Source organism: Flavobacterium crocinum (assembly GCF_003122385.1).
In the GTDB taxonomy this organism is placed as follows: domain Bacteria; phylum Bacteroidota; class Bacteroidia; order Flavobacteriales; family Flavobacteriaceae; genus Flavobacterium; species Flavobacterium crocinum.
The window spans coordinates 3,126,449-3,146,199 of record NZ_CP029255.1 but is presented as its reverse complement, the minus strand read 5'-3'; the positions used below and the strand labels follow the sequence as shown (position 1 = coordinate 3,146,199).

The following is a 19,751-nucleotide window of genomic DNA, read 5'->3' as shown; positions in this document are numbered from 1 at the left end:
CGTGCCAAGATACGTTTTTTTAAAATTTTTTCAGCTATTTCCTTACACTTATTTAAATGATTTATTAACAACTTTATTTTGGCTTTTAGTTAATAAATTAAGCGTTTTTTAACGCTTTTATTCTCTTTTTTTTCGTCTATTAGCTGTCAGGAGATCTTGACAGGTACGGTTTTTGTTTTTAAAACAGTAATTCACTAAATTTACAATACCAATTATATATTATGGATGATAATTTTTCACCAAGAGTAAAAGATGTTATTACGTACAGTAAAGAAGAGGCATTACGTTTAGGCCACGACTTTATTGGTACAGAACATCTCATGCTGGGTATTTTAAGAGATGGTAACGGAAAAGCTATTCATATACTTAATAACCTGGCTGTCGATTTAGATCATTTACGTAGGAAAGTAGAAATACTTAGCCCTGCCAACCTGAGCGTTGAAGTAAATGCAGAAAAGAAAAACCTTCATCTTACCCGACAGGCCGAAAGAGCCCTGAAGACCACTTTTCTTGAAGCAAAAGTATTTCAAAGTTCATCAATAAGCACGGCACACCTGCTATTATGTATCTTGCGCAACGAAAACGATCCAACAACCAAGCTGCTGAATAAACTAAAAATTGATTATGACGTAGCTAAAGAACAGTATTTAAATATGACTCCAAACGAAGAAGAATTCTTAGAAAACTTGCCAAGAAACGAATCGTACAATGACGATTCAGGACAAGATGACAGTCTAAAAGAAAGTAGTTTTAATAATCCCGCCAATAAGTCAAACAAAAAATCCAAGACTCCGGTATTGGATAATTTTGGGAGAGATTTAACAGAAATGGCTGAAGAAGGGAAACTAGATCCAGTTGTGGGACGCGAAAAAGAAATTGAACGTGTTTCGCAAATTCTAAGCCGTAGAAAAAAGAATAATCCACTTCTTATTGGAGAACCTGGGGTTGGTAAATCTGCTATCGCAGAAGGACTTGCCTTACGTATTATTCAAAAGAAAGTATCCCGTATCCTTTTCCACAAACGTGTTGTTACTTTAGATTTAGCCAGTTTAGTTGCCGGAACTAAATACAGAGGACAGTTTGAAGAAAGAATGAAAGCCGTGATGAACGAGCTTGAAAAAAACGATGATATTATTCTTTTTATTGATGAGATCCACACTATTGTAGGTGCCGGCGGAGCAACAGGTTCACTTGATGCTTCCAATATGTTCAAACCTGCTTTAGCAAGAGGAGAAATTCAATGTATTGGTGCTACTACTCTTGATGAGTATAGACAGTATATTGAAAAAGATGGTGCTTTAGAAAGACGTTTCCAAAAAGTAATTGTAGAACCAACTTCTGTTGAAGAAACAATCGCTATTTTGAACAACGTAAAAGATAAATACGAAGATCACCACAATGTGACTTATACTCCGGAAGCTATTGAAGCTTGTGTTAAGTTAACCAACAGATATATGTCTGAGCGTTTCTTACCGGACAAAGCTATTGATGCAATGGATGAAGCAGGATCACGCGTACACATTACCAATATTGATGTTCCAAAACAAATTCTGGATTTAGAGCGTCAGTTAGAAGAAGTTCGTGAGCTTAAAAATATGGTTGTTAAAAAACAAAAATATGAAGAGGCAGCAAAACTTCGTGATGATGAAAAACGTATCGAAAAAGACCTTGCTCTAGCACAAGAACAATGGGAAGAAGATTCTAAAAACAACAGAATTGAAGTTACAGAAGATAACGTAGCCGATGTTGTTTCGATGATGACTGGAATTCCTGTAAACAGAATTGCACAAACAGAAAGCAACAAATTGGCTCAATTGCCTGAATTAATTCAGAACAAAGTAATTGGTCAAAATGATGCCGTTCTTAAAATTGCACGTTCTATTCAACGTAACAGAGCCGGACTTAAAGATCCGAACAAACCAATTGGTTCATTCATTTTCTTAGGTCAGACTGGTGTTGGTAAAACGCAATTAGCAAAAGTATTAGCAAAAGAATTATTTGACTCTGAAGATGCTTTAGTTCGTATCGATATGAGTGAATACATGGAGAAATTTGCGATTTCTCGTTTAGTTGGAGCGCCTCCGGGATATGTCGGGTACGAAGAAGGCGGTCAATTGACTGAAAAAGTTCGCAGAAAACCTTACTGTGTAGTTCTTTTAGACGAGATTGAAAAAGCACACCCGGATGTATTCAATATGATGCTTCAGGTTTTAGATGATGGATATTTAACTGATAGTTTAGGTCGTAAAATTGACTTTAAAAATACCATCATTATTATGACATCTAACGTTGGTGCACGCCAATTGAAAGATTTTGGACAAGGAGTTGGATTTGGTACTGCTGCAAGAACAGCTCAGGCTGATGAAAATTCAAAAAGTATTATCGAAAATGCATTGAAGAAAACTTTTGCTCCTGAGTTCTTAAACAGAATTGATGACGTAATTGTATTTAATGCTTTAGAAAAAGCTGATATCGACTTGATTATCGAAATCGAATTGAAAAAACTATATTCTCGTATTGCAGAGTTAGGTTACAAATTAAGCTTAACAGACAAAGCCAAAGCATTTATTGCTGAAAAAGGTTTTGATAAACAATTTGGAGCGAGACCATTAAAAAGAGCAATTCAGAAATACGTTGAAGATTTGTTAGCAGAAGAAATCATCACTTCGAAAATTCATTCCGGAGATGAAATCTTAATGGACTTAAAAGATGATTCACAAGAATTATCAGTAGAAATTCACAAAGCCGAAGAGCCGACAAATCAGTAAATTAGTTAAAATTTATAACAGAAATAACTTACCCGTTACGTTTTCATAACATAACGGGTATTTTTTTTAAAGAAATCACTATCTTTAGTAAAAGCAAATAGCTATTTTTGAATTTAAATTCTAAAACAAAACCTGTTGGGTAGTGAAATTAAAAAAAACATTTAAACACATAGAAACATAGATTTTTACTTTACTAAAGAAAGGAAAATCAAAAGAAACTAGTTTCTAACACATAACAAACTATGTGAATTTATGCAAGTGAAACGCCTTTTATCCAGTTTCAAATACTATGTTTCTATGTGTTTAAAATAATTACAACCAACAGATCATAAAACTAAATAAAAACATATGCTTCAAAACAAAGTCATTTTAGGCAGTGAAGAATGGTGCTCATTTCCAGAACTTGGAATCCCGACAATCAAGGCTCGTGTTGATTCCGGCGCTAAAACTTCGGCAATGCACGCTCTAAACATAGCTCCTTTTATAAAAAATGATGCCAATTGGGTTAAATTTGATATTAATCCAATTCAGAATAATATTAAAACCATTATTCATTGTGAAGCACCTTTGGTTGACAAACGAATCGTAAAAAGTTCAAGCGGTTTTAGAGAACATCGTTATGTAATTCAGACCAGCTTAAAAATTGGCGACACTAAATGGCCAATCGAAATGACTTTAACTAATCGCGATTCTATGGGATTTAGAATGCTTTTAGGGCGTGAAGCGATGAGCGGAAGGGTTTTGGTTGATCCGGAACAAAAATATCTCTTAGGCCAACCTACTCCGGAATCTCTTAAAGAATTATATCAAAATTCAGAAAAAGCAAAAACAGGTTTACGAATTGGTCTTTTAGCCAGTAATCCTGAACTATACAGCAACAAAAGAATCATGGAAGCCGGCGAAATGCGCGGACACGAAATGCATTTCCTGAACATAAAGGAATGCTACATGAAACTGGACGCAAAAAAACCTGAAATTCATTACAGAGGCGGAAAAATCCTTAACGAATTTGATGCTATTATTCCAAGAATCAGACCGAGCATTACTTTTTATGGCTGTGCTTTAACGCGTCAGTTTGAAGCTTTGAAGGTTTTTGTTTTGAATTCGGCGACAGCAATTACACAATCTCGTGATAAATTGTATTCACTGCAATTATTATTGAATAGCGGAATTGATATTCCAACGACCGGATTTGCCAATTCTCCGCTCGATACAGACAATCTAATTAAAATGGTAGGCGGTTCACCTTTAATTGTAAAATTATTAGAAGGAACACAAGGAAAAGGTGTCGTTTTAGCCGAAACCAAAAAAGCTGCAGAAAGTGTTATCAATGCTTTTAAAAGTTTAAATGCTAATATCTTAGTTCAGGAATTCATCAAAGAGGCTAACGGAAAAGATATTCGTTGTTTTGTGATTGACGGAAAAGTGGTTGCCGCAATTCAGCGTGAAGCCATGCCAGGCGAATTCAGAGCTAATATTCATCTTGGCGGAACTGCATCTGTAATCAAAGTGACTGCTGAAGAAAAAAAGATCGCTATTAAAGCCGCAAAAGCAATGGATTTAAAAGTGGCCGGTGTTGATATTATTCGTTCTTCAAAAGGTCCGTTATTATTAGAAGTAAACTCTTCCCCAGGTCTTGAAGGCATCGAAGGCGCAACCAACAAAGATGTTGCCGGAGAAATGATTAGAGCGATTGAAAAGAATTTTAAACTGTAATTAAATTCATTTAAACTTAATTCCTTATTCATAATTCAGAAGCTTTGTCGAAGTTTAAAACTTTGGCAAAGCTTTTTTATTTAACTTTAATAAAACAAAAAAAGAATAAAACGATGCATTTTCCTTACTTAGACATAATTATCAGAAGCGTTGCAGTCTATTTTTTCATGACAATAGCTTTACGAGTATTCGGCAAAAAAGAACTTTCACAATTAAACACTGCCGATATTATTCTGATTTTATTAATTAGCAATTCTGTTCAAAATGCAATGGTTGGTCCGGACACCAGTCTTCTTGGCGGATTAGTCGCGGCATTGGTTTTATTTGTAATCAACTTTGCCATTAAAAAATTAACCCGCAACTCTAAAACTTTAAGCAATTTATTACTTGATAAACCTGAAGTCCTAATTCACGACGGAAAACTTGATTTTAAAACTTTAAGCAGATTAGATATTTCACACGACGAATTAAAAGAAGCTGCGCGTGAACATGGTTTAGAACATCTTACAGACATTAAGCTTGCTATGTTAGAAATTGATGGAACAATCAGTATCATTTCTGCAGATCAAAAACATCTTAAACAGACGCATTACAAACGAAAACACAATCGTAAAAACTTACAGAATTTATGATTTTCAAAAGAGCACAAAAAAGCCGATTTCAAGAAATCGGCTTTTTTATTATTTAATCAAAATGTGATTTTATCTCACATTTTTCAATAATCACATTACGAAATAAATACACTTAGAATAAAGTAAACGATACCCGCTAATATAGCTGAAATTGGAATAGTTAAAATCCAAGCCCAGATTAAACTTACTGTTACTCCCCATCTTACAGCAGAAACACGCTTTGTTAATCCAACACCAATGATAGATCCTGTAATAGTATGCGTTGTACTTACCGGAATTTTTAAGTGTTCTGTAAAGTAAAGTGTCAGAGCTCCAGCTGTTTCAGCTGCAACACCTTCAAACGAACTTACTTTAGTAATTTTAGAACCCATTGTTTTTACAATCTTCCATCCTCCACTTAAAGTTCCTGCAGCAATTGCAGAATAACATGCCAACGGAATCCAACTTGGCATTACACCTTTAATACCTGCATCATCATTTGGCAAAACAACATCTAACCAGGCATCCATGTGAACACCAGGATTTGTATTAATATATACTGCAACAGCCGCTGCAATAATCCCCATTACTTTTTGAGAATCGTTACCTCCGTGACCTAAACTAAAAGCTGCAGAAGATAATAACTGCATTTTCTTTAAAGCCGCATCAGCCTGATGTAAATTCAAACTACTGAATATCAAGCAGAATGCACTAACAGTTAAAACAATAAAAGCAACTAAGAACCATTTAATATTATGAGAATCAAATACTACACTCCAAAAATGAGATTCAAAACGAGGTTTTCCATGCTCTACAATTTCTTCATAAGAAACCATCTGAGCATAAACGAACCAAATAGTCGCAAGCATCAAAGCTACAGTAAAGATTTTTGGTCCAATACTTTTGCGTGAAGCATTAAGCAACCAGATCGAAATCAAATAAGATGCAATAACTCCTAAAAGGGGCGCTAAAACGATAAAAGCAATAATGATAAGAACCCCCGAGGGCATTCCACCGTCTTTACCAGCCTTATACCAGCTTACAATTTCGTACCAGTAATGAGTTGCTCCGTCTTCTCCAACATAACCAGAAAAACCGTGAACCGCAATGGCATGTGCTACAGCTGCTCCGGCAAAACCTCCAATTAAGGTATGTGAAGAACTTGAAGGGATTCCTAACCACCAGGTTAATAAGTTCCAGCAAATTGCCGCAATAACTCCGGCTAAAATTACCACAAGGTTAATTTCCATAGTATGCGCTGTTTTAGCAACAGTATCCGCAACACCAAATCCAAAAACCCAATACGCCAGAAAGTTAAAAAATGCTGCCCAGACAACCGCCTGAAAAGGTGTCAAAACCTTTGTTGCAACAACAGTCGCTATAGCATTTGCCGCATCATGAAAACCATTGATGTAATCAAAAATTAAGGCAAGTACTATAATTAATATAAGTAGCGTCATAAAATTATAACTTCAGAATGAAAAATTGAATTAAGAATGTTTTACAGAAATAGATTCTAGTATGTTCGCAACACTCTTACATTTGTCTGTTGCTGATTCTAAAACAGATAACACCTCTTTATACTTAATAATATTTTTAGCGTCTGTTTCGTTTTCAAAAATTTCAAAAACTGCTTTGTTATAAACGTTATCCGATTTGTTTTCCAGTTTGTTAATTCTGGCACACGCATCTTTAATAACTTTAAAATTCTGTAAGTTTCTCAACTCTTTTACAGCGCTGTCAATGTTTTGACAAGCCTCAAGGTTGATTTCTGTCATCTTTCTGATCGATTTTGTAATCTTATCAACCTGATACAATCTCATACGGCTAGATGCACCGTGAAGATAATCTGCAACGTTGTCAATTGAAGTAATTAACGTGTGAATATCTTCTCTATCAAATGGAGTAATAAAGTTTCTGCTTAACTCAAGGTTAGTCTGACGGGTAATGTCTTCTCCCTTTTGTTCTAATTCGTCAATCTTTTGAAAAAGAATTTCTCTTTCTTTTAATGGTAAATTTACAGCTTCGTGTAAGTTAGAAGCTAATTCAATTAAATTACTTGAAGCCTCTTCAAAAAGTGGAAAGAATTTTTTGTCTTTCGGCACTAAAAATTGGAAAATACTGTTTATTGACATTGTTTTATTTTTGATAGTGCAAAATTACTTCAATAATATTTTGCAATGTTAAGCCATTGTTAACAAATCGTTTTCTATTTGGAAACTCTCAAGGAATAACACCGTGTTTTCTATGTCATTATGTAAGATTCGGTCTTCTTTTACCAAAGGCACAACTTCTCTGTAACTGCTTAAGAACATTTCGATAAAATCGCTTGATTTTAGTGGCTCGCGATACGCAATTGCCTGAGAAGCATTTAGTAATTCGATGGCCAGAATACGCTCTAAATTATCTAAAATCCGTAAGGCTTTTGTCGCTCCGTTGGCTCCCATGCTCACATGATCTTCTTGTCCGTTACTCGAAACAATACTGTCAATACTCGCCGGAGTAGCTAATTGCTTGTTCTGACTTGCAATACTAGCGGCTGTGTACTGCGGAATCATAAATCCGGAATTCAATCCTGGATTATCAACCAAAAAGGCTGGAAGATTGCGCAATCCTGAAATTAACTGATAGGTTCTTCTTTCAGAAATGCTTCCCAATTCTGCTAAAGCAATTGCCATAAAATCTAAAGCTAAAGCTAAAGGCTGTCCGTGGAAATTCCCTCCAGAAATAATCTGATCAGCTTCTATAAATATATTCGGATTATCTGTAACCGAATTGATTTCTGTTTTGAATACTTTTCGAACATAATCAATGGCATCTTTTGAAGCTCCGTGAACCTGAGGCATGCAACGGAAAGAATAGGGATCCTGAACATGTTTCTTTTCCTGAGCGATAATTTCGCTTCCTTCTAAGAACTCAGTAATTCGTTGTGCCGTCACGATTTGCCCTTTGTGTGGACGTATATAATGAATCAATTCATTAAATGGCTCAATTCTTCCATCAAAACCTTCCAAGGAAATAGTTCCGATTAAATCTGCCAAATACGAATATTTATAGGCTTTAATTAAAATATGAGCTCCATAAGCACTCATAAATTGTGTTCCGTTTAGTAAAGCCAAACCTTCTTTTGACTGTAAAACAATGGGGTCCCAGTTAAAGTGTTTTAAAACTTCGGCTGACGCTGTTTTTTTTCCTTCAAAAAGCACCACTCCTTCTCCAATTAAAGGCAATGACATATGAGCTAAAGGCGCTAAATCTCCTGAAGCTCCAAGCGAACCCTGAGTATAAATTATCGGAAGGATATCATTATTATAAAAATCAACTAAACGCTCTAAAGTCTTCAATTGAACTCCGGAATGTCCGTAACTTAAAGACTGAATTTTAAGCAAAAGCATCATCTTTACAATTTCTGACGGAACTTCTTCTCCAGTTCCGCAAGCGTGAGATTTTACTAAGTTTTCCTGTAGCTTAGACAAATTCTCATTTGAGATTTTCACACTGTAAAGTGAACCAAAACCAGTATTGATACCATAAATTGGCGCCGTATGCGACTCCATTTTTTTATCTAAATAATCACGGCATTTCTGTACGTTTACCTTAGCTTCTTCCGATAATTCCAACATTTTATTATTGGCTAAAATCTCTTGTAAGGTTTCTAAAGTTATGGTGTCAGTACTAATATAATGGATATCTCTCATGATGTTTTTTAATTTTGAGACGTCAAAATTCAACAAATCCACATTAAAAAGCAACAATTTATCACAATAATTAAAAATTCATTAAATCCTATGGATCGCTTTCAATTTATCTTTCTCATCAAAACTCTCGGTTTTGAATGCTTTTTAATATCTTTTGATTAAAATTCAACTCTTTACCAATATTTAATTTACCAAAAACAATAGGTCAAATATGTCAAAACCTCAATTTAGGATATTGAATATTAACAAATGCTCAATATTGAATTATTGGGATTTAAATTATTAAAATATTCGCAAAAAGGCTTTTTAGGTTTTTAACTTTTATAAAAATCAGTACTTTTGAAAAATCAAAAATGAAAAGTAACAGCGCAAAATATCAATCTACAATGACAACTCCAACCAGAGTTGCAATTGCTGCTACCATTATTTCTACTACAACAATTACTACCCCTTAGGGGTATACATTTTTACATATAATCCGGGTTATCTATACTTTTTTCTAAAAAGAAGAAAGGTATTGGATACATAAAAATATTTGCATAAAAAGAAAAAATATCACAAAATGAAAGTATTAAAATTTGGCGGAACTTCGGTGGCCAATGCTCAAAATATAAAACTCGTTCTTGACATTGTTAATCAAAAAGCAAAACAAGATCAATTAGTTGTAGTTGTTTCAGCTTTAAGTAAAGTAACCGATTTATTGCAGTCTGCAGCAGCGAAAGCAGCAGCAAACGACGAAAGCTTTAGAGAAGTTGTTGCCGAAATCGAGAAAAAACACCTTGACACACTTAAAGAACTGATTCCGGTAAGCGAGCAAAGCAGTTTATTAAGTCATGTAAAAAGAATCATTAATCATTTAGAAACTTTATTAGACGGCTGCTTCCTTTTAGGGGAATTATCTCCAAGAACTGCTGATACTATTTTAAGTTTTGGAGAATTGCTTTCTTCATTTATTATTGCTCAGGCATATCAGCAAATTGACAAAGATGCTGTTTACAAAGACAGCCGTGAATTGATCAAAACTGATAATAACTTCGGAAAAGCAACTGTTAATTTTGAAGTTTCGAATAAACTAATTCAGGAATATTTTGCTGAAAACAAATCCAGAATCAATATTTTACCCGGATTTATTGCTCAGACTTTAGACGGAATTACCTCAACTTTAGGACGTGGCGGATCTGATTACACTGCTGCAATTATTGCCGGAGCTTTAGATGCAGCACAATTGGAAATCTGGACTGACGTAAACGGAATGTTTACTGCCAACCCAAAAATTGTAAAACAGGCACAACCAATTGCGAACATTTCGTATCAGGAAGCGATGGAGTTGTCACATTTTGGTGCTAAAGTTTTGTATCCGCCGACAATTCAGCCGGTTTTAAGAAAAAACATTCCAATTTTAATCAAAAACACTTTTGAACCTGAAGCGGCAGGAACTTTAATTTCTGATACTGTTCTTTCCAAAGATACTGTTGTAAAAGGAATCAGTCATATCGATAATATTTCGCTTTTGACTCTTGAAGGTCCTGGAATGATTGGAGTTGCAGGTTCATCAAGACGTTTGTTTGAAGTATTGTCTCAGGAAAAAATCAACGTCATTTTTATTACTCAGGCTTCTTCTGAGCATTCCATTTGTATCGGAATTTTAAATTCGGATGCCGATAATGCCGAAGCTGCGATCAATAGCGCTTTTGAAATCGAAATTTCTCAGAATAAAATCGATCCTTGTTATGTAGAAAAAGATCTTTGCATTATTGCTTTGGTTGGCGAAAACATGAAAAACCACCAAGGTTTAAGTGGAAGAATGTTCAGTACTTTAGGAAAAAATAACGTAAACATTCGTGCGATTGCACAAGGTGCTTCTGAAAGAAACATTTCAACTGTAATCAACGAAAGAGATGTTAAAAAAGCACTGAATACATTGCACGAAAACTTCTTCGAAGAAAACACAAAACAGCTGAATTTATTCGTAATGGGTGTTGGAAATGTGGGAGAAAAATTCATCGAACAGATTCACAGCCAAAAGAAATTCTTAAAGGATAATTTGAAGATTAATGTTCGCGTAATTGCTTTATCTAATTCAAGAAAAATGCTTTTTGACGAAGACGGAATTTCTTTAAAAAATTGGGATTCGGCTTTAGCAGAAGGTGAAACAGCAAGTATTGAAGAATTCATCAAAAAAGCAAAAGAACTGAATTTACGTAACAGTATTTTTATTGATATTACAGCAAACGCAACGGTTTCTGAAGCTTACGAAAAATTCTTAAAAGAAAGTATTGCCGTTGTAACTTGTAATAAAATTGCTTGTTCATCTGCTTACGACAATTATAAAAAACTAAAAAGCTTATCTCGTCAATATAATGCTCCGTTTTTATTTGAAACGAATGTTGGTGCGGGATTGCCAATTATAGATACGGTAAAAAATCTGATTGCATCCGGAGATAAAGTGCATAAAATTCAGGCGGTTTTATCAGGAAGTTTGAACTTTATTTTCAACAATTTTGATAAAGACAATTCTTTCCACGATGTGGTAAAAGAAGCCGGAGTGCAGGGATTCACAGAACCAGATCCAAAAATTGACTTAAGCGGAATCGACGTAGCACGTAAAATCTTAATCCTAATTCGCGAAAGCGGTTACGAAATGGATATTGACGCCATTGCAAACGAATCGTTTTTACCTGCAGAATGTCTAGCAACAACAAACAATGAAGACTTTTTTGCTTCGTTAATCAAACACGCTTCTCATTTTGAAGGCATTTATAACGAAGCTTTAGCCAAAGATTCGAGATTGAAATACGTAGCGCAATTCGAAAACGGAAAAGCAAGTGTTGGTCTGCAATTCATTCCAAAAGATCATCCTTTCTACAATCTAGAAGGAAAAGACAATATCGTATTGTTCTACACAGATCGTTACGTAGATCAGCCTTTATTGATCAAAGGAGCCGGTGCCGGAGCAGCAGTAACAGCGTCAGGAATTTTTGCAGACGTTATTCGTATAGGTAATGTTTAGCCGCTAAGACACTAAGACGCTAAGTTTCTAAGTTTTTTTTATACTTAGCATCTTAGAAACTTAGTATCTCAGAAACTATAAAAATAAACTTTGTGACTTTGTGCCTTCGTGGCAAAAACCAAAAAAATGAAAGAAATAAAATTATTCTGTCCCGCTACAATTGCCAATCTCTCCTGCGGATTTGACGTACTCGGACTTTGCTTAGACAATGCGGGCGATGAAATGATTGTTCGAAAAGTCGATCAAAAAGGAGTTCGAATCACTAAAATTGTCGGTGCTGATTTGCCTTTGGAAACCGAAAAAAACGTTTCCGGAGTTGCGGCTTTGGCGATGCTGGAAACCTTAGATGAACTGGACTTCGGATTCGAAATCGAAATTTATAAACATATCAAAGCCGGAAGCGGAATCGGAAGCAGTGCAGCAAGTTCTGCCGGAGCGGTTTTCGGAATTAATGAATTATTGGGAAGACCATATTCCCGTAAAGATTTGGTTCAGTTTGCGATGCAGGGCGAAAAATTAGCCAGCGGAAACGCGCATGCCGACAACGTTGCTCCTGCCCTTTTAGGTGCTTTTACGTTGGTTAGAAGTTATTCGCCTTTGGATATTATCAGAATTGACAGTCCGGAGGAATTATACGCAACGGTTGTTCATCCTCAAATTGAGTTAAAAACATCTGATGCCCGTTCGGTTTTAAAACAAAACGTTTCCCTAAAAAGCGCCATCATGCAATGGGGAAATGTAGGCGGATTGGTTGCAGGTCTTTATACCAAAGATTATGATTTAATTGGAAGATCGCTTCACGACGAAATCGTTGAACCGGTAAGAAGCGTTTTAATTCCAGGATTCGATCAAATCAAACAAACGGCTTATGAAAACGGTGCTTTAGGTTCCGGAATTTCAGGTTCCGGCCCGTCGATTTTCGCTTTAAGTAAAGGAAAAGAAACCGCCGAAAAAATTGCAAAAGCCATGAGCGACGTTTACGAAAAAATGAATTTACCGTATGAAATTCACGTCTCGAAAATTAATCCAGATGGTGTTCGCATTTTGTAAAATGTGAAATGTATTAAGTAAAAAGAATATCAGATAAAGTTTGTCATTCCGAGGAACGAGGAATCACACTAGTTTGTCGACTAAGATTGGCGAATTTCTATGCGGATTTCCGAGTGCGATTTCTCGTTCCTCGAAATGACAAAAAATACGCTTAATTAACTATTAGAATAAAAAACAATATTTAAATAACCACAAAGCTTTGCGAACTCTGCGTTTTCAAAAGAAACCAATTCCTTGCGCTCTTTGCGGTTAAATAAACACAAACCATTGGAATTTGGAATTTTAGCATTTGGAATCTACCCTCCAAAAAATCTAAAATCTAAAATCTAAAATCTAAAATTTAGAAATGAAATACTACAGTTTAAACCATAATGCCCCAAAAGTTTCTTTTCAGGAAGCTGTTATACAAGGATTAGCCACTGACAAAGGATTATATTTCCCGGAAAGTATTACACCGCTTGATCCTTCTTTTTTTGATAAAATCGAAAGTTTAAGCCACGAAGAAATCGCTTTTGAAGCGATCAAACAATTCGTTGGCGATGAAATACCTGCAGATAAATTAAAAGAAATCATTGCCGAAACTTTAGTTTTTGATTTTCCGGTTGTGAAAGTCGAAAACGGAATCTATTCGTTAGAATTATTCCACGGACCAACAATGGCATTTAAAGACGTTGGAGCGCGTTTTATGTCGCGTTGTTTGGGTTATTTTAATAAAGATAAAAAAGACGCTAAAAACACGGTTTTAGTAGCGACTTCCGGAGATACAGGCGGAGCCGTTGCCAGCGGATTTTTAGGCGTTGACGGTGTTGATGTTGTGATTTTATATCCTTCAGGAAAAGTGAGCGATATTCAGGAAAAACAATTGACTACTTTAGGGCAAAACATTAAAGCATTGGAAGTTGACGGTGTTTTTGACGATTGTCAGGATATGGTGAAAAAAGCATTTTTAGATGAAACTTTAGCGCATAAAAACCTGACTTCGGCAAACTCTATTAATATTGCGCGCTGGTTACCGCAAATGTTTTATTTCTTCTTTGCTTACAAAGCGTTGAAAAGCCAAAACAAACCTTTAGTTTTCTCTTGCCCAAGCGGAAACTTCGGTAATATCTGCGCCGGAATTATGGCTAAGAAATTAGGTTTGCCAATTGAGCATTTTGTAGCGTCTACAAACGTAAACGACACCGTGCCAAGATTCTTAGAAAACGGAAAATACGACCCGAAACCTTCTAAAGCAACAATTTCTAACGCCATGGACGTTGGAAACCCAAGCAACTTTATCAGGATTCAGGAATTGTACAACAACGATTTAAAAGCTTTCGAAAAAGACTTTTCTTCTTATAGTTATACGGATGAAGAAACTCTTGAAGCGCTAAAGAAAATCTACAACACAGATGGTTATATCGCAGAACCACACGGTGCTGTTGGTTATTTAGGTTTGAAAAAAGAACTAGAAAAACACCCAAATGCCATTGGTATTTTCTTAGAAACAGCGCATCCTATTAAATTTTTAGATGTTGTGGAGCCTGCATTAGGAATTACACTTCCTATTCCTGCTCAAATTGAGAGTGTAATTAATGAGGAGAAAGTGAGTGTAAAGATTGGGAGTTATGAGGAGTTAAAGGCTTTTTTGGGATAACCATCTATTATTATCATATTACAAAACGACTGAGATTTATTTCAGTCGTTTTTTTTATGAATATTTATATTCTTAATCATTTTAAAGAATAATATCATTTTTATTACTCGACAGAAATTTTAAAAATTGGCAAGAAAAAATACATATATTTGAGAATAAGAAACTGAAATTAAATGAACGAATTAATATCTCCAAAATATCAAATGAAACTGATAAATTCAGTTCAAGAAAAGATATGGGAAGAATTTAAGAGCTACAAAAATGTTTTATTTTATATAAAAAAATGGCATCAAAGTTCCGAAGGATATAATTTTAACGATAGGTGGGAAAATTTCACTATTAATACTGAAGTAAACGGCAATATCGATTTACTATCAACTTTACATTCAATGAATGGCAGTGATTTATTAAAAATTGCAATTGATTTGGGAGTCGACACACCTGACTTTATTCCTATTATTCCAACTTTTAAAAATGAAATAAAAGAGAAATATGAAAATGTTTACGAGACATTTTTAAAGGCAATAAAAAATACAGAATCAGATCCTGGTTTAGCAATTGGATTAATTAATTCAGCTTTTGAAAGTTTAATAAAAGAAATACTAAAGGATGAAAGATTAAGCACAAAAACTACGGGTTCAGAAACTCTTTATAAACTTGTACAAATAATAATAAAAGAGTTTAGACTTAATGACGATAATTTTCCTGTTGAAGCAAAAACAATTTGCACTTCACTACTTTCCATAAGCCAATCAATAGAAAAATTAAGGAGTGAAAAAACTATTTTTCATGGAAAAACAAAAGATGATTTATTAATAGAAGATTCTATTTATGTTTATTTAATTATCAATTCTTTTTCTACAATCGGACTTTTTCTAAATTCATATCATGAGAAAAAATTTGCTAAAAAGAAAATAGAAAATTTAGAAAATGAAGATGATGACTTACCGTTTTAATATCTAATACTTCTCCGATAATAGCTCAAGTTCTACTTCGCTATTGCTAACGGAGGAAATTAATTTAAGGTCTTTTTTTTTGACAAAGTCATTCAAAAATCTCTAGATTGATTTCTTCATCAAAATAAAAAAACTCGTTATAATAAGTTTATAAATATAATTTAAAAAACCTATATTTGAAAAATAAGAGCACTGAAACAAAGCTTCGATTCACATCAAAAGGAATCCCATCGCACTTTTTTTCAGTTCAAAAAATCCTATTAAACTATAATATATAATTTTTATAGTTTTTACATACAATTTCAATTCCTTTTATAATTATATTGATTTATTCAATATCTATTCACTAAGAAGTTTTAGGATTATAATTGACATTACAGTTGTATGAATAATTCCTTATTTTTAGTATGTTTGTTTTAACTAAAACAAACCAATGGCATTAACAGACCTAATAAAGGATTTAATAGACACCGCTAAAGAAAGATTAAAAACACCAATATCAGGAGCATTTTTATGGTCGTTTATAATTTATAACTGGCGCCCTATTTTACTATTAGTTTTTTCTAATGCGTCTATTGAAAATAAAATAATAGTAATTAACCATGAGTACTGTAACTTTTGGGCTATATTTTGGCCTTTAGTATTAGCAACATTTTATACCGTGTTAATTCCTAAAATAATGTTGCAAATTGAAAATGATCTAGCACCAACACAAGATAAAAGAGTAACAAAACGTTACGAATCAGAAAAACATCTAGTGAAACAAAAAACTAATGTTGCCAGGGAAGAGTTTTTATTAAAAAATGCAGAATCAGGAAATAAGGAAATTCAAGAATTACTGAACCAGATCGAGTCGTTAAAACAACAAAATGAAAGCCTTCAGGAAAGTATTAAACAAATAAATGATTCGAACAAAAGGACTATTGATGAACTTAATAATTCGCTTAAACTTGCAAATTCAAATGTAAAGATAGATCTAAGCGAAAGCGATACAGATCAACTGAATCTAATAGAGTACTCCAAGTTTTTAGAAAAACAGGAACTAATGAATAAGTTCAATAATAGAATAAAGAATTTGTCAACCAAAAGTCGTAAGGAGATTTTAAATATTGTAGAAAATTTGACTAGAGATGAAATAAGTTCTTTAGAAGGCCTAACTATCAGCGAATCGGGGCAGGTTATTAGATATACAAATCTACCCACCAAGACATTAAGTTCTTTAGTATCAAAAAAGCTTATAAATAGAGAAAAAACTGAAAACAGTTTCAGGGTTACTCTTACAGATAACGGATATATTATTTACAATATTTTAAAAACAGATTAGATTCCCCCGCTAGCGCGAGCGTCTCGCTCATGAACACAAAGAAATTTAAAAACCCAATTGAAACGGGCACGAGCGAGACGCTCGCGCTAGCAATAGAACAAAAAAAAGAGACCTCATCAAAGGTCTCTTTTCAATTTAATATATCTTCAAAAAACGATTATTTCCCATTCAACAACTTCTCCAAATACTCTACTTTATCTTTTTCAGCTTGCACTAAACGTTCGTAAAGTTCAACAACTTTATCTAAAGGATTAAAAGTACATTCATAATTATTATTTGCTGCTTGTCCAAAACTACTATTTGAAACAGTATCATTAAAAGTATTAAAATAATTAAAAACCGCTTCTTCCGAAAAGTTTTTAATTGCTTCTACAGAAACCCCAAGAGCTTTTGCTATCTCAATTAGTTTTTGTTCGTCAACCGTTTCGCTGTTTTCAATAGCCGAAATTGCCTGCTGATTTGTTCCTATGGCCTGTGCGAGTGCTTCTTGTTTCATATCTTTAAGCTCTCTGATACGGCTTATATTTCTGCCGATATGTTTTGGTTTTATTGCTGTACTCATAATTCAAAGATATTTAAAATTCTTAAACGAAAATTAATTTCTGTAAAAAACAGAACTGTTTTTGTAAGATACGCTTTTCATAATCTTTATAAACTATTGTTTGTCAAACTTACAATTAAACAAACCAATATTTATTTACAATATTAAAATAAGTTGCCTCCAGCTTTAGCTGGAGTTTTGTTATTCTCATGCTAAATTAGGCTTTAGCCAAAGACCGCAATAGTTTTGGCTAAAGCCATTTTCTAATACAACTTTACTCCTACAGCTAAAGCCGTAGGCAATTCATTTTTTAGTTCCCAACAAATACAACATCTTTACAAAACTGTGTTTCAATTTTTTAGTCGGAATTTGTGTTTTGCCTTTATAAAACTAAATAGTTTCATTATGTTTGATTCGAATATTTCAATCTTCAATTTACCGTTTACATGAACATTAAAATTATTGTTGTTTTAGCTCTGCTTGTTTTGGCAATTTTAAATTATAAAAGAATCCTGTCTTTTAAAGATTACATCCAAGAAAAAAGAGCAAATGAATTTAAGAAAAGAACAAATCTGGATCTTAGTACATTAACAAGAATATCGGCTCGTCCAGTTATGATTTTATATGGTTTAGAATATTTTTTCCTAAACCGTTCTGTTTTTTATTTTGACGAAAACTATTTGTATAAAATAACGAGAAAAGATCCTGTAGTAAAACATTCGTTGTCTAAGATTACTGAAGTCAGAAGAACAGCTGTTAAAATAAACGAAAGAAGAGTTTGGAAAATAATTATAAATGATGCCGGCAAATTAATTGTTTATAAAATGAGAAGCAATTATGGAAGCTTTGATCTTTTTTCAGAAAGAATAAAAGAGAATCCAAATGCGATTGTTGACGACAAACGTATTTGGGGAATATTTGAATAATAATTAATCTCAAAACAAAAATGGCAATTTGGCAATATCTTTTACTCGTAGTTCCAGAAGATTCAATTGATAGTAATTACGAATGTATTTTTAAAAATAACAAAACAGAATATTTGCCAGAGACTGATTCTTTTTGGAACAATTTTAATGGCAACATTCCTTCTATAATTTCTGAATTTGATCAAATTATTCCTAAAGCAAATTGGGGTAATGAAACTTGTTTAAACTGGAAAGGAAATGGAAATAATGATGAAGATAATGACGCCTGTATTTGTTTAAGTGATGATAAATCGAAAATTGAAAGTTTTCAATTTCGAATTGATCTTAGAAAAGCTTCCAACATTACTGACGTTTTGCAATCTATTTTAAGTCTTTGTAAAAAAAATCATTTCATTTTAATTGACTTAAAAGGAGAAATTTTTCAACCAAATTTAGAGGATATTTTCAAAAGTATTAAAGCCTCAAATGCTACAAGATTTTTAAATGATCCTATACAATTTTTCGAAGACTTAAGTAAAAATAATTCTAATGAAACTAGATTAGGTTAAAGCCATTTTCTAACATAATTTTGTTCCCCCAGCTAAAGCTGGAGGCAATTCATTTTTTAGTCCCCAACAAATACAAAATCTTTGCAGGCCCGGACTTTACTTTCCCAACTTCCCAATTAAAACTTTCTTTGTTTTCTAATTTAGAAATCAATTCGTTCATTTCTTCCACAGAATAGGTTCTTAATGAAGAAACCACACCATCCCAAAAAACCAAAATCGGCACAATTGGAATTAGATACGTAAAAATAATTCTACCCATTTTAAACGGACGAATAAAAGGCGTTGTCAGCAAAACACTAAATGGCGAAAGGATCATAGCAACGATACTCGGAACACTTCTCTCCTGCCCTTCAAAAATCGCTATTGAACTATTTGTATCGATTGCATTTTGCAAAATCTGCTGTGCATCTTTCGGTTTAAAATGGTGAAAAGATAAAAATTGTGTTCGTAATCCTTTTAGGTTTTCGGGAACATTTCTGGCATCGACAGGCGTTTTGATAAATTCGAAATTATCGGCTTGTTTTTGAGTGTGTTCGAATGCAGGAATATTGGGAAAATAATCTGTCAGCAGGATTTTTAAATCGGGCTTGTTTTTTCGTAATTCGTTATTGAGCCAAATCAATCCGCCTCCTCCACCTGAAGCTAAATCTACAATTAGATTCGTCCGGCTTTCTTTTAATCCTTTTTCAATTATCGGAACAATGCCTTTATACATGGCAGTTTTATTCGAAAGAAACTGTAGAAAATCGGTCATATAATTTCTAATAAACTCTGGAAGCCATTGTTGATCTTCAAATTCAAATAAGTGTATTCTGCTCATACTTTATTGATTTTGTGTTCTATACAAATTTCAATATTTTTCATTTAAATATTTCCTTACATTTAATAAATTTTTGAATGTACAAAAAATCTAATCGTACCTTAAAACTAAAAGAGAATCATGGAAGGATTTTTTCTAATTATATTA

The 19,751-nt window shown here is 33.7% G+C and carries 15 protein-coding genes; 10 read left to right on the top strand and 5 right to left on the bottom strand.

What is annotated here, in order from left to right:
• The first annotated feature begins 221 nt into the window (after positions 1–221).
• The 3 genes from HYN56_RS14130 to HYN56_RS14120 all read left to right on the top strand — a co-directional run bounded on the left by HYN56_RS14130 (position 222) and on the right by HYN56_RS14120 (position 5,116).
• Complete coding sequence (locus HYN56_RS14130) at positions 222–2,768, top strand: ATP-dependent Clp protease ATP-binding subunit (protein WP_109192768.1); 2,547 nt, start codon at positions 222–224, stop codon at positions 2,766–2,768.
• Positions 2,769–3,116: 348 nt separating this feature from the next.
• On the top strand, positions 3,117–4,484 hold the full coding sequence (rimK, locus tag HYN56_RS14125) for a 30S ribosomal protein S6--L-glutamate ligase (protein WP_109192767.1): 1,368 nt from the start codon (positions 3,117–3,119) through the stop codon (positions 4,482–4,484).
• 113 nt (positions 4,485–4,597) lie between these two features.
• A complete protein-coding gene (locus HYN56_RS14120; RefSeq protein ID WP_109194807.1) occupies positions 4,598–5,116 on the top strand; it encodes a DUF421 domain-containing protein in 519 nt (172 codons plus the stop codon).
• 95 nt (positions 5,117–5,211) lie between these two features.
• Here HYN56_RS14120 and HYN56_RS14115 read toward each other — a convergent pair whose 3' ends face one another.
• The 3 genes from HYN56_RS14115 to hutH are packed head-to-tail and all read right to left on the bottom strand — an operon-like array spanning position 5,212 to position 8,793.
• The gene (locus HYN56_RS14115) at positions 5,212–6,555 is read right to left on the bottom strand and encodes an inorganic phosphate transporter (RefSeq protein ID WP_109192766.1); all 1,344 of its coding nucleotides are present in this window, start codon (positions 6,553–6,555) and stop codon (positions 5,212–5,214) included.
• Between the two features lie 30 nt (positions 6,556–6,585).
• A complete protein-coding gene (locus HYN56_RS14110; protein ID WP_008462731.1) occupies positions 6,586–7,230 on the bottom strand; it encodes a DUF47 domain-containing protein in 645 nt (214 codons plus the stop codon).
• Between the two features lie 48 nt (positions 7,231–7,278).
• A complete protein-coding gene (hutH, locus tag HYN56_RS14105; protein ID WP_109192765.1) occupies positions 7,279–8,793 on the bottom strand; it encodes a histidine ammonia-lyase in 1,515 nt (504 codons plus the stop codon).
• Between the two features lie 562 nt (positions 8,794–9,355).
• Here hutH and thrA point away from each other — a divergent pair.
• The 5 genes from thrA (at position 9,356) to HYN56_RS14080 (ending at position 16,769) form a co-directional block, all read left to right on the top strand.
• The gene (gene thrA, locus HYN56_RS14100; protein WP_109192764.1) at positions 9,356–11,803 is read left to right on the top strand and encodes a bifunctional aspartate kinase/homoserine dehydrogenase I; all 2,448 of its coding nucleotides are present in this window, start codon (positions 9,356–9,358) and stop codon (positions 11,801–11,803) included.
• 126 nt (positions 11,804–11,929) lie between these two features.
• Positions 11,930–12,853 carry a homoserine kinase gene (locus HYN56_RS14095; RefSeq protein ID WP_109194806.1) on the top strand — a complete coding sequence of 308 codons (924 nt, stop codon included), beginning with the start codon at positions 11,930–11,932 and terminating at the stop codon, positions 12,851–12,853.
• Between the two features lie 346 nt (positions 12,854–13,199).
• On the top strand, positions 13,200–14,489 hold the full coding sequence (thrC, locus tag HYN56_RS14090; protein ID WP_109192763.1) for a threonine synthase: 1,290 nt from the start codon (positions 13,200–13,202) through the stop codon (positions 14,487–14,489).
• 173 nt (positions 14,490–14,662) lie between these two features.
• Positions 14,663–15,445: an abortive infection family protein gene (locus HYN56_RS14085; RefSeq protein ID WP_109192762.1), complete on the top strand. Its 783-nt coding sequence runs from the start codon at positions 14,663–14,665 to the stop codon at positions 15,443–15,445.
• 433 nt (positions 15,446–15,878) lie between these two features.
• Positions 15,879–16,769, top strand: a complete 891-nt coding sequence (locus tag HYN56_RS14080) for a coiled-coil domain-containing protein (RefSeq protein WP_109192761.1) — start codon at positions 15,879–15,881, stop codon at positions 16,767–16,769.
• Between the two features lie 157 nt (positions 16,770–16,926).
• Here HYN56_RS14080 and HYN56_RS14075 read toward each other — a convergent pair whose 3' ends face one another.
• Positions 16,927–17,331 (bottom strand): helix-turn-helix domain-containing protein, encoded by a 405-nt coding sequence (locus tag HYN56_RS14075; RefSeq protein ID WP_109192760.1) that lies wholly within the window; start codon positions 17,329–17,331, stop codon positions 16,927–16,929.
• A 425-nt stretch (positions 17,332–17,756) separates the two neighbouring features.
• Here HYN56_RS14075 and HYN56_RS14070 point away from each other — a divergent pair, with 425 nt between their 5' ends.
• Together HYN56_RS14070 and HYN56_RS14065 are read left to right on the top strand one after the other, a co-directional pair.
• Positions 17,757–18,236 (top strand): hypothetical protein, encoded by a 480-nt coding sequence (locus HYN56_RS14070; protein WP_109192759.1) that lies wholly within the window; start codon positions 17,757–17,759, stop codon positions 18,234–18,236.
• 20 nt (positions 18,237–18,256) lie between these two features.
• Positions 18,257–18,784 (top strand): hypothetical protein, encoded by a 528-nt coding sequence (locus HYN56_RS14065; RefSeq protein WP_109192758.1) that lies wholly within the window; start codon positions 18,257–18,259, stop codon positions 18,782–18,784.
• 49 nt (positions 18,785–18,833) lie between these two features.
• Here HYN56_RS14065 and HYN56_RS14060 read toward each other — a convergent pair whose 3' ends face one another.
• A complete protein-coding gene (locus HYN56_RS14060; protein ID WP_109192757.1) occupies positions 18,834–19,604 on the bottom strand; it encodes a hypothetical protein in 771 nt (256 codons plus the stop codon).
• Positions 19,605–19,751: the final 147 nt, after the last annotated feature.

Coding starts and splice junctions, on each gene's coding strand:
- HYN56_RS14080 (WP_109192761.1), top strand. CDS start 15,879: ATGGCATTAACAGACCTAATAAAGGATTTAATAGACACCGCTAAAGAA.
- HYN56_RS14115 (WP_109192766.1), bottom strand. CDS start 6,555: ATGACGCTACTTATATTAATTATAGTACTTGCCTTAATTTTTGATTAC.
- HYN56_RS14060 (WP_109192757.1), bottom strand. CDS start 19,604: ATGAGCAGAATACACTTATTTGAATTTGAAGATCAACAATGGCTTCCA.
- HYN56_RS14130 (WP_109192768.1), top strand. CDS start 222: ATGGATGATAATTTTTCACCAAGAGTAAAAGATGTTATTACGTACAGT.
- HYN56_RS14085 (WP_109192762.1), top strand. CDS start 14,663: ATGAACGAATTAATATCTCCAAAATATCAAATGAAACTGATAAATTCA.
- HYN56_RS14070 (WP_109192759.1), top strand. CDS start 17,757: ATGAACATTAAAATTATTGTTGTTTTAGCTCTGCTTGTTTTGGCAATT.
- HYN56_RS14110 (WP_008462731.1), bottom strand. CDS start 7,230: ATGTCAATAAACAGTATTTTCCAATTTTTAGTGCCGAAAGACAAAAAA.
- HYN56_RS14075 (WP_109192760.1), bottom strand. CDS start 17,331: ATGAGTACAGCAATAAAACCAAAACATATCGGCAGAAATATAAGCCGT.
- hutH (WP_109192765.1), bottom strand. CDS start 8,793: ATGAGAGATATCCATTATATTAGTACTGACACCATAACTTTAGAAACC.
- HYN56_RS14120 (WP_109194807.1), top strand. CDS start 4,598: ATGCATTTTCCTTACTTAGACATAATTATCAGAAGCGTTGCAGTCTAT.
- HYN56_RS14095 (WP_109194806.1), top strand. CDS start 11,930: ATGAAAGAAATAAAATTATTCTGTCCCGCTACAATTGCCAATCTCTCC.
- rimK (WP_109192767.1), top strand. CDS start 3,117: ATGCTTCAAAACAAAGTCATTTTAGGCAGTGAAGAATGGTGCTCATTT.
- thrA (WP_109192764.1), top strand. CDS start 9,356: ATGAAAGTATTAAAATTTGGCGGAACTTCGGTGGCCAATGCTCAAAAT.
- HYN56_RS14065 (WP_109192758.1), top strand. CDS start 18,257: ATGGCAATTTGGCAATATCTTTTACTCGTAGTTCCAGAAGATTCAATT.
- thrC (WP_109192763.1), top strand. CDS start 13,200: ATGAAATACTACAGTTTAAACCATAATGCCCCAAAAGTTTCTTTTCAG.